The sequence below is a fragment of the Streptomyces kurssanovii genome (genome assembly GCF_040677245.1).
GTDB lineage: Bacteria > Actinomycetota > Actinomycetes > Streptomycetales > Streptomycetaceae > Streptomyces > Streptomyces kurssanovii.
Genome location: NZ_JBFAQK010000056.1, coordinates 38,886 through 47,998, shown reverse-complemented (window position 1 = coordinate 47,998; position 9,113 = coordinate 38,886). Strand labels below are relative to the sequence as shown.

Here is a 9,113-nt window from a genome sequence, read left to right as displayed (position 1 = left end):
GCGGGCCCCGTGGGGGCGGCGGGGCGGGGGGAATCACCCCGCCGGGGCCGGCACCCGTCCGGCCTGGGCAGGCCGGACGGGCCCGGGAGCGGACGGCGCGGCGCCGTCCGTCCCAGGGGCAGGCGGCGTCGCACCGTCCGTGTCGGCGACGGGGAAGACGTGTGCGAGCCACGCGTACGTGCGGAGTTCCTCGAGCAGGCTCAGGCCGAGGCGGTTGTGGAGCATGTGCGCGTGCGAGAAGAGGACCATGCCGGGGTGCGTGGCGGACTTCTCGCGAAGGTCGCCCGTCAGCGCGGCGAGCCCCTCGTGCCAGCGGGCGAACGGGCCGTGGTCCAAGGGGTCGACGGGCGCGGCCCCGGCGGCCCGGGTGACGGTGGTGACGGAGTCGAGCAGGGCGTCCGGGTAGCCCGCGTCACCGGCCCAGGCGCGCCAGGCGCCGAGGCCGTGGGCGTAGAAGTACGTGCGCTCCGTCCCGTCGCCGAGGGCCGCCGCGGCCGCCATCGTGCCGCGCAGGGCGAGCAGAGCACGGTGCCGCTCGGTCACGGCCTTGGGCACGAGACCGAGGACCAGTTCGCTGGAGAGGCGGAAGAGGTCCTCGGTGGCGGGCATCAGCGCGGGGCCGCCGTAGCGGTCGAACTCCGGCTCGTAGACCGCGCGGTGGACGCCCGGGGCGAGCATCTCGCGGACGTTCCGGTCCTCCCCCTGCTCCCCCGCGGACGCCAGCTGTCCGGCACTCTGCCGGTAGGCCTCGGGCGCCAGGGGTTCCTCACCGTCGGCGAGCCGGCCGGCGTCCGCGAGCCGCTCACGCAGCGCGTCCTCCACCTGTGCGTACGTCTTCCGGTCGAGGTCGGCGATGCGCAGCCGCAGATGGGGACCGGCCTGCCAGTAGCGGATGAAGAACCACGGCCGGTCCGCCGCCAGTTCGCGCACGGTCGGGCCGACGACCCGGGTCAGTACCCGGTCGTGGGCGGACCTGGCGGTGGTGGCGAGGTGCAGGTGCCACGAATTCCATGTCATGGAGCGCTCCTTCACAGTCTCAGGTCGAGCAGCGCGCCGCCGGTGTCCTGCGGGACTCCCACCACCGCGGACAGGACGATCGTCTCGTCCTCGTCCAGACCGAGGACGCGCTGTACGGGTATCTCCTTGAACGCCCTGACGGGGCGTGCGAACAGGCCGGACGCCGCGGCGGACAGACACAGCCCGTGCACGGCCCAGCCGCAGGCGTGCTGCGCCGCGCCCCAGCCGGCGGGGCCGAGCCGGGCGAACAGTTCCCTGGGCCGTACGGACAGGAACACGGTCATGGGCGCGTTCCTGATGCCGCAGCCGTTGACGGGCGAGACGCCGTATCCGTAGTGCTCCTCCAGCAGGGCGGGGGCCTCGGCGTCCCGGCGGAACAGGCCGGCCGTCCCGGCCTCCGCACGGTGCACGCCGTCCTCGTGGCCGTCGACCCCCTGGGTGACGACCGTGATCCTGACCGCGTCGAAGGCGGCGGCGAGTTCGGGGCCCGGCGGGGGGACGGCGAGCCAGCGCAGGGCGGTGTCCAGTGCCTCGGCCGGTACCCGCCGGCGCCGTCCCGTCATCCCGTGCAGGGCGCGCGGCATCCGTCCCGAGTGCCGCTGCCAGAGCAGTTCGGCCCAGTCGGGGGTCCGCTGCGACGCCGGCAGACCGGCCGGGACGGCGGTGGTCAGCGGTACGGCGTCGCCCGCGTACGTCTGGGACCGGTTGACCCGGACGAGGTCGGCGAGTGCCGGGTCGCGCCGGGCGACGTCCGAAGGGACGGGGTCGGGCGCGGTCCCGGCGGCCGGGGCGGGCGGCGGGTCGCCCACGTCGAGCACGAAGGGCAGCGACCACTCCCAGGCGGGGTCCAGGCCGATGCCGTCGAGCACGGCGTGCGCGTCCTGGTCCGGCAGCCTGAGCCGGGCAGGCTGCCCGAACAGCTCGAGGCCGATGCTCAACGCCCTGAGCACGATGCCCAGTTCGATGGCGACGAGCGAGCCCCGGAACCACTTGTACGCGGAGGGGACGGCCGTGTAGCGCCCGGTGAGAGCGATCCGCCGGCCTGGGCCCGGACCCGGCGCGCCGGTCAGCGCGTGCAGGTCCGGTTCGAGCAGTCGCCAGGGCTCCTCACCGCCGCCGTCCACGAACGCGTGGACGGGGAAGAGGCAGCGCGGCGACGCGTACGACCTGTGGTCGTTGTACGGGTTCTCCGGCTCTCGGCGCTGCGGCCCGAACGCGGCGACGAGCGCGCGGCCGAGCGGGTCGGTCACCTGCGGGCCGTCGGCCGACCGGCCGAGCGGGTACGTCGCCGGCGAACCGCCGGAGAGCGACGTGTCGTTGGCCGACCGCGAGCCGCCGGCGACCGAGGCGCCGCCCGCCCGCCCCGGGCCTTCACGGCCGGTCGCACGGGTCCCCGCCCCGGGGCGGCCGGGGGCCGAAAGACCGCCCGCCACCCCGGAACCACCGGGGGCCGGTGGACCGGCTGCCGACCGGGGGCCGCCGGAGACCGGATCGGGGTCGGTCGGCCCGGGGACCCGCGGGAACGGCATCCGTGCCAGCAGGTCCACCGTGCCCAGCGGCAATGTCGTGCGCGCGGCCCGGCCGCGCGGCGGTGGGGGTGGGACGTGGGCGTCCGGCGGTGGCTCGGGTGTCCACGTCCAGTCCGGCGCCGCCGGTTCGTCGTCGCCGGCGCCGTAGGCGTACCAGAGCGGCTCACGGGCGATGCTGTTGTCGCCCTCGGGCCCCGGCAGGTCGACCGGGCAGCCGCGGCCGGTCGCCGGCCCGCTCCGGGGTGCGGTCGGCGCGGTCACGGGAACGGGTGCGGGTCGTAGGGGAGCGCCCGGTGCTCCTGGCCGGTGCCGCGCAGCGCGGCCTCCAGCCTCGGCAGCCCCGCGAGGCGCTGCTGCGCGTGCCCGAAGCACATGGGCAGGATGCCCGGCACGACCGCGCGGGCGACCGAGATCCCGGCATCGGCGTGCTCGCGGCTCGTCTGGTCGACGAGGACGACCTGGTCGAGGCCGGCGTCCGCGAACAGGCTCCGTACGAAGTCGAGCGCGCCGCGGACGTCGCCGCCGGACTCCCGTGCCAGGCGCTCCGGCCAGCCGGGGAACGCCTCTTCGAGCGTGACCGCGGGTCCGCCGAGGGCGACCGTGGCCCGCTCGCGTGTCTCGGGCAGTGAGGAGAAGCGCACATGGTCCTCCAGCTCCTGCACCAGCCAGGGGTCCTCGACCATCGGCTCCACCTGCTCGCGCGTCCAGTCGACGGGGTTGGTGACGAGCTGCGCCACCTCCCGCAGGGCGCCGCGGATCGCGGACTGCGGGTCGGCGCCGGAGCCGGCGGAGGAGAAGGTCGCCGGGAACGGGATCTCGCGGTTCACCGCGAGGACCCACACCACCGGCAGGGCGATGTCCCGGGTCGCGACCAGGAGATGCACGTCGAAGCCCCTGGCCCGGACCAGCTCGATCATGGCCCGGCTGGTCGGGTCGGTGATCGACGATTCGGGGATGTACGGCAGCGGCCGCGCCCGGTACCAGCAGGTGAGGAAGGCGTCGCGCTCGGCCAGCTCGAACAGCGAGTGGAGCGCGGCCTCCTCGAGGCCGGCGCCCACGGCGCAGCCGCTGGAGGACTCGTAGAAGTAGTGCTTGCGCTCGTGCGGGCCGACCGCGCGGGCGGCGCGGCGGTCTCTGCGGAAGGCGTACTCGTACTGGTAGAAGGCGTGGTCGGCGGGGACGAGCAGGGCCCGCCCGTCGGCGAGGTCGTGGCCCCACACCCAGTCCATCTCGGTGTTCTCGTCCGACGGCGTCACCCGTGAGGTGGGGTGGTCGAGCTGCTCCTGCGTGTATCTGCCGAGCGTGCCCGGGTCCACGGCGTATTCGGCGACGTCCTTGTACGCACGGCCCGTGAGGACCGGAATGTCGTACGGGAAACCGCCGAGGCGCTCGTACGCCTCCAGTACGGCGACCGGCTCGGTCTCCGCGAACGTCTGCGCGCGGCCGTGGCCCATGGCGGGGGCGTCGGCCACGACGGCCATGCTCATCGCGAACGGGGCATGGGACTCGCGCAGGATCGCCCGGACCGGTCCGAAGCGGGCGTCGACGAGGCGGTCGCGCAGCAGACCGCGTTCGACGAGGCGGCTGTCGGCGGACCGGGTCGGGTCCCCCGCGGAGGCGGGCCGGCCGGTGAGGGCCAAGGGCGACGGCGGGGCCGTGCCGTCGAGTCGCGCCTCGTCCGGCCCGCACAGCGGGCAGTGGAAGCTGCGCGCGACGCGGTGCCGTCTCAGCCCCTTCGCGGAGACGGCGTAGGCCTCTCCGGGCCCGAGCGGCCGCTGCGCCAGATACTCCAGGGTCGCCCGGAGCAGTTCGGGGAGCAGCGGCGCGCTCGGGGACGGGGCCGCGGTGGCCCGGGTGAGGTCGCCGACGAGGGGGTGTTCGCGGATCGTGCGCTCGCGTACCTCGGCGCAGCCCGCGCAGCCGGCGGCGGTGCCGGGCCGCCACAGGGGGCCGATCATCACCTCGTCGTCGTGGAGCCGGACCGAGAGGTGGCTGCGGCCGGAGGCGGCGGCAGCGGCGAGCTGCCGGCGCTCCCAGTCGAGGTCCCAGCCCCGGTTCACGGCCACCGTGCCGTCGCTGGCCTCGGCGAGCAGCGCGATGACGGTGCGCCAGGTGCCGTCGGTGTACGGGGAGCTGGGGCGTGAGGTGAGCCCGGGTCCGGTCGCGACGCCCGGTGTCCGGGTGTCGGGGGCCGTGTCAGTTGCCATCGTGGGTCTCCCGGGGGCTTGCCTCGGCCGCTACGGGCCCGTACCAGAGGGGGATCTCGCCGAGTACCGTGTCGCCGCGGGCCGGGCGGCCGGTGTACGCGCGGCCGGTCTCCGCCCCCTGTTCGGTGAGCTGCTTGCGCAGCGTGCCGAGGACCGTGCTGTCGGCGAACAGCAGGGCGTCGGTGGAGACTTCGTCGACGGGGCTGATGCCGCCGGAGCCGGCGTCCCCGGTCCCAGCGCCCTCGGCATTCGTGAGGGTGCGCGCCAGTGCGGTGCACAGGGCGTTGCGTACGGCCTCCTCCGCGGTGGCTCCCCACGCTCGCCCGAGCACCCCGGCGCCGTCGGACACCCGGGCCAGGCTCCAGTCGAGGCCCGGGACGTGCAGCAGGTCGACGGCCGGTCCGGTGGCGAGGAGCGGGCGCAGATGCTCGCGGACGCGGTGGGCCTCGGCGTCGACGGCGTCGTCCGTCGCCTCCCCCAGCGGCCGGGCTTCCGGTGTCAGCAGGCGCAGAGCGCCGTCCAGGAGCCAGTGTTCCTCCGTGAGCCCGGCGGCCGGCGTGCCGTCGCCCTTCGGGCTCCTGGCCCGCAGCGCGGCCAGGGCGCCCGCCACCGTGGCCGTCTCCTGGTGTGCCGCCCAGGCGACGACGGTGCCCGGTCGACCGCCGCGCTGCTCGGCAGCGCGCAGTGCGAGCGGCATCTGGGGCAGGTCCTCGCCGGTGGCCGAAGCGATCAGCCCCGTCCACCGGCGGGCCACCGCGCCCGCCGCTTCGAGCGCCGTCTCCGGTTCCGGCCTCGGCTGCGCCACGGCGTCCTGGAGGGAGCTCGGTCGGCCGGTCGCGGCCGCCACGTGAGCTCCCCCGACGGTCACCCGGTCGGAGACCAGGTCCGCCCCGTGCACGACATGGGCCTCGCCCATGGCAGCCGTACCCGTGAGGGTGTCGAAGATCAGTTGTCCGGCGAGGGCGCCGGCGAGGGCGTCCGCGACCGGCCGTGGTGCGGGGGTGACGCCCTCGGCGTCCGCCCAGGCGAGCGCCCGGTCCCGGAACGCCGCCCAGGTACGGGCACGGCCGGGTCCGGTGAGGGCGGGGCCGACGAGGGTGACCCGGCCGCCGAGCAGCAGCGGCACGTAGTGGACGTGCTGCGGCAGTTCGGGCGCCTCGGCCCCGGTGGCGTCGAGGACGGCGTCCATGCCGTCGTACGTGCCGCCGCCGGCATCCAGCGATCCGGTGACCGTCACGTCCTCCACGCCGGCCCTGCGCAGGCCGCGGGCGGCAGGGCCGGTCGCCTCCGGTGGGCCCGCGACGGTCACCCGCGCGGTACGCAGCCGCTGGAAGGCCGCGTACGGGTCGTCGTGCAGGGACTCCAGGCGGGCCAGCGGTTCGGGGTACCGCTCGCGCACCGCCGCGGGCGGTTCGGGCGCGGTGAGGGCGGCGGTGTCGAGGAGCATGCCGTTCTCGCGGAGCTTGGCGACCAGGTGGCGTACGGCGGGGCGGGCCCGTTCGGTGCCGATGCCGGCGACGAGGTCGTCCTCGGTGGCGCCCTGCTCCAGCAGGGGCACGCATCCTTGTGCGACCGCGTGCAGGACGTCGGAGCCACGGAGCACGAAACTGCCGCGGACGCCGCTGAAGTAGACGCCGCCGGGAACCGGCGCGAAGTGGAGGTCCGGTCGTGCCTTGAGCCTCATGACTGCTTCCCCTCTTCCGCGCGGTGGTAGGTGAACCGCCCGCCCGCCTCACGGCCGACCTCGACGACCCACTCGGTGGCGTGCGTGCCGTCGACGACGGACGGCAGTGCCTCCTCCAGATAGCTGCCGCCGGTGTCCGCGCCGCGGCGCTCCAGCATCCGCGGCAGTACGCGGGTGCTGAGGGCGCTCGTCAGGTCGACGTACTGCGGCTTCTGCTGGAGCCGCTTGGACTGCACGTCGGGTGCGCCGACGGACAGCGGACCCTCGTCCTCGGGGGCGGTCTTGATCACGACCTCCTCCGCCACACCGTGGCGGGCGCGCCAGGCGTTGATGGCGAGGAGCCGGTCGTGCTCCTCGGGGCCGGCCGCGACCGCGGCGGCGAGCTCCTCGCCGCCGTACCAGCGGCGCCGGCCGATCAGCACGTCGCCGACGGCCATGCGGGGCGCGGTCCTTGTCGTGCGCCCGTCCCAAGGGGTGGCGGCGTGCCAGCTGTTCGGCAGGCTGTTGAACAGCCGGCCGCTGATGACGAGACCGGAGGCCACCGACAGCGGCGGCGGGAACAGCCCGGGGTGGCCGGTGCCGAGCGGCAGGACCCGCAGCGGGGCGCCGTCGGCGTCCTCGACGTGCAGCGTGTCGGTCGCCGGGTCGTGCACCAGACGCAGGGTGAACCAGTCCTCCGGCGTGAGGCCGCCGGGCAGGATCGGTGTGTGCGCGTTGACGTTCAGCCGGTGCAGGCCGAGGTCCTCGGTGACGCGGGCTCCGTCGAAGCCGTAGGCGCGCCGCAGGTGTTCCTCCAAGAGGGGCAGCGCCCGGCCGCCCTGGCGGCGGTCGGCCTCCAGGAAGCGGGCGTAGAGCATCCCGTGGCCGGGCAGGCCGTCGTTGAGGATGAGTTGCCGCCCGGCCTGCTGGAGGAGCACGCCGTAGATCAGCGGGTCCTGGCGGAAGCGGTCCGGCAGCGCGTCGGTGAGGCCGGCGACGTCGCCGGGCGTGAGGACGAGGGTGTCCTCCCCCGCCTCCGCGGCCTTGGACAGGCGGGCGTGGACGGCCTCCGTCAGCTCGCGGCGCAGCAGGTACATCCGCTCCAGCGAGCCGTCCGCGGGGCCGATGCCGGCGAGCGCGGACGGGTCGCCGGTCCCCTTCGGCCCGTACACGGCGTCCATGGCGGCGGCGCGGCGTGAGACCTCGCCGACGACGAAGGCGGCGTTGGCCGCCAGCGGTACGTCGGCTCCGGCGCCGAACCGCTCGACGAACGCGGCGGTCATCAGGACCCGTACGTCGTGCAGCCAGTCGAAGACGGTGAGGAGTTCGACGGCGGGGCCGAGGTCGGCGAGGGGCTGCCGCCACTTGTCCGTGGCCACCTTCAGCGGTGGCATGACGTAGTCCTCCTCGACCGTGATCTGCGCGGGCCGGCGGGCGAGGTGGCTGAGCCTGCCGAGATCTCCGCGCAGGGCGGCGAGGACGGCGCCGCGTTCGGCGGCGGGCGCGGCCGCCAGTTCCGGCAGGCCGGCCTTGATGCTGTCGGTGAGCCCGGTGGCCCGCGCGTCACGGGGGCTGAGGAGGTCGTCGTAGTCGGCGGCCCCGTCCTCCGCCTCGTGGAACGAGCACAGCAGGCCCTGTCCGAGGGCGTGCCGCACCCGGCGCTCCGCGTCGTCCTCGGCGCAGCCCGCGCGTTCCGCGACGTGCCGGACGACGGACGGGTACGGGCGGGGTCCCATGGAGACCGCGTCGAGCAGGTCGCCGGCGGGGCCGTCGAGGGGCACCGCGAGCCGGCGCATACCGGCGTCGGTGAGCTTCAGGAAGAAGAGCTTGCCGGCCTCCGTGTCGGGCGCGGAGGTGGGCGGCAGGCCCACCCAGAGGTCCGCGAGCGCCGCGTCGTCGGGGGCGGGCAGGCCGCCGAGCACGTAGCCCAGCATGACCCGGTCGAGGCCCGGGAACGCGGTCGCGCCGGTGAACGGCACGGCGTCCGGGTCCACGCCGTCCGGGTCGGGTTCCGCGATGCCGACGGCGGTGAACCGGGAGAGCGGGCTGGTGCGGACCATGGCCCGGGTGACGTACTGGATCAGTCCGCGCTCCGACTTGCGGGTACGGGCGGAGACCTTGCCGGGGCCGAGCACGGCGGCGCGGTAGCGCTCCGCCTCCTGGTGCACCTCGGGCGCGACCAGCGCCAGCGAGCGCAGCAGGTCGTCGTCGCCCAACAGGGCGGCGAGGCGCTCGCGTTCACGGTCGGCCGCGGCCGCGTACCCGCGGGTGATCTCGTCGCGCAGCCGCTCCCTGCGCTCACGCGCCTCGAGCCACCGGTCGACGGCGGGGGTGGGGACGGGCGGCTTCTTGGGGGCGCGGTCGTTGTGGACGCTGCGCCGCAGGGCGATCAGCTCGCGGCGCTCCGCGTCGTCGGCCGCCTCGCCGATGCGGTGGTAGAGCTCGTCGGAGCACGCGTCGGCGGCTGTGCGCAACGCGCTTTCCGCGTCGGCGAGTTCGGTGAGCAGTCCGCGCTGCCCGGGATCGCCCAGCCGGGTCCGGCGCAGCGGATTGACCCGCAGGAACCACAGCGGCTCAGGCTCGGGCGCCGCGGAAGCGGACGCGGGGACAGGAGCGGGCACTGGAACGGGGACAGGGACAGGGACAGGGCCGGGGGCGGTGGCAGGCCCGGCCAGGGGGCCGGCGGTGGCCCGCGGG

At 75.7% G+C, this 9,113-nt stretch carries 5 protein-coding genes; all 5 read right to left on the bottom strand.

Features of this window, described 5'->3' with window-relative positions; all coding sequences use genetic code 11:
• Positions 1–33 precede the first annotated feature (33 nt).
• The 5 genes from AB0K36_RS28200 to AB0K36_RS28180 are packed head-to-tail and all read right to left on the bottom strand — an operon-like array spanning position 34 to position 9,037.
• A complete protein-coding gene (locus AB0K36_RS28200) occupies positions 34–1,017 on the bottom strand; it encodes a thiopeptide-type bacteriocin biosynthesis protein (protein WP_364599721.1) in 984 nt (327 codons plus the stop codon).
• A gap of 11 nt (positions 1,018–1,028) precedes the next feature.
• Positions 1,029–2,807, bottom strand: a complete 1,779-nt coding sequence (locus AB0K36_RS28195; protein WP_364599719.1) for a nitroreductase family protein — start codon at positions 2,805–2,807, stop codon at positions 1,029–1,031.
• Complete coding sequence (locus tag AB0K36_RS28190; RefSeq protein WP_364599717.1) at positions 2,804–4,753, bottom strand: TOMM precursor leader peptide-binding protein; 1,950 nt, start codon at positions 4,751–4,753, stop codon at positions 2,804–2,806. Before AB0K36_RS28190 ends, AB0K36_RS28195 begins: the two co-directional genes overlap by 4 nt.
• Positions 4,743–6,437, bottom strand: coding sequence for a hypothetical protein (locus tag AB0K36_RS28185; protein WP_364599715.1), 1,695 nt, complete (start codon positions 6,435–6,437; stop codon positions 4,743–4,745). Before AB0K36_RS28185 ends, AB0K36_RS28190 begins: the two co-directional genes overlap by 11 nt.
• A complete protein-coding gene (locus AB0K36_RS28180) occupies positions 6,434–9,037 on the bottom strand; it encodes a lantibiotic dehydratase family protein (protein WP_364599713.1) in 2,604 nt (867 codons plus the stop codon). Before AB0K36_RS28180 ends, AB0K36_RS28185 begins: the two co-directional genes overlap by 4 nt.
• Positions 9,038–9,113 lie beyond the last annotated feature (76 nt).

Bases quoted from the DNA above. Each gene is read 5' to 3' on its own strand.
- AB0K36_RS28200 (WP_364599721.1), bottom strand. From the start codon at position 1,017: ATGACATGGAATTCGTGGCACCTGCACCTCGCCACCACCGCCAGGTCC.
- AB0K36_RS28190 (WP_364599717.1), bottom strand. From the start codon at position 4,753: ATGGCAACTGACACGGCCCCCGACACCCGGACACCGGGCGTCGCGACC.
- AB0K36_RS28185 (WP_364599715.1), bottom strand. From the start codon at position 6,437: ATGAGGCTCAAGGCACGACCGGACCTCCACTTCGCGCCGGTTCCCGGC.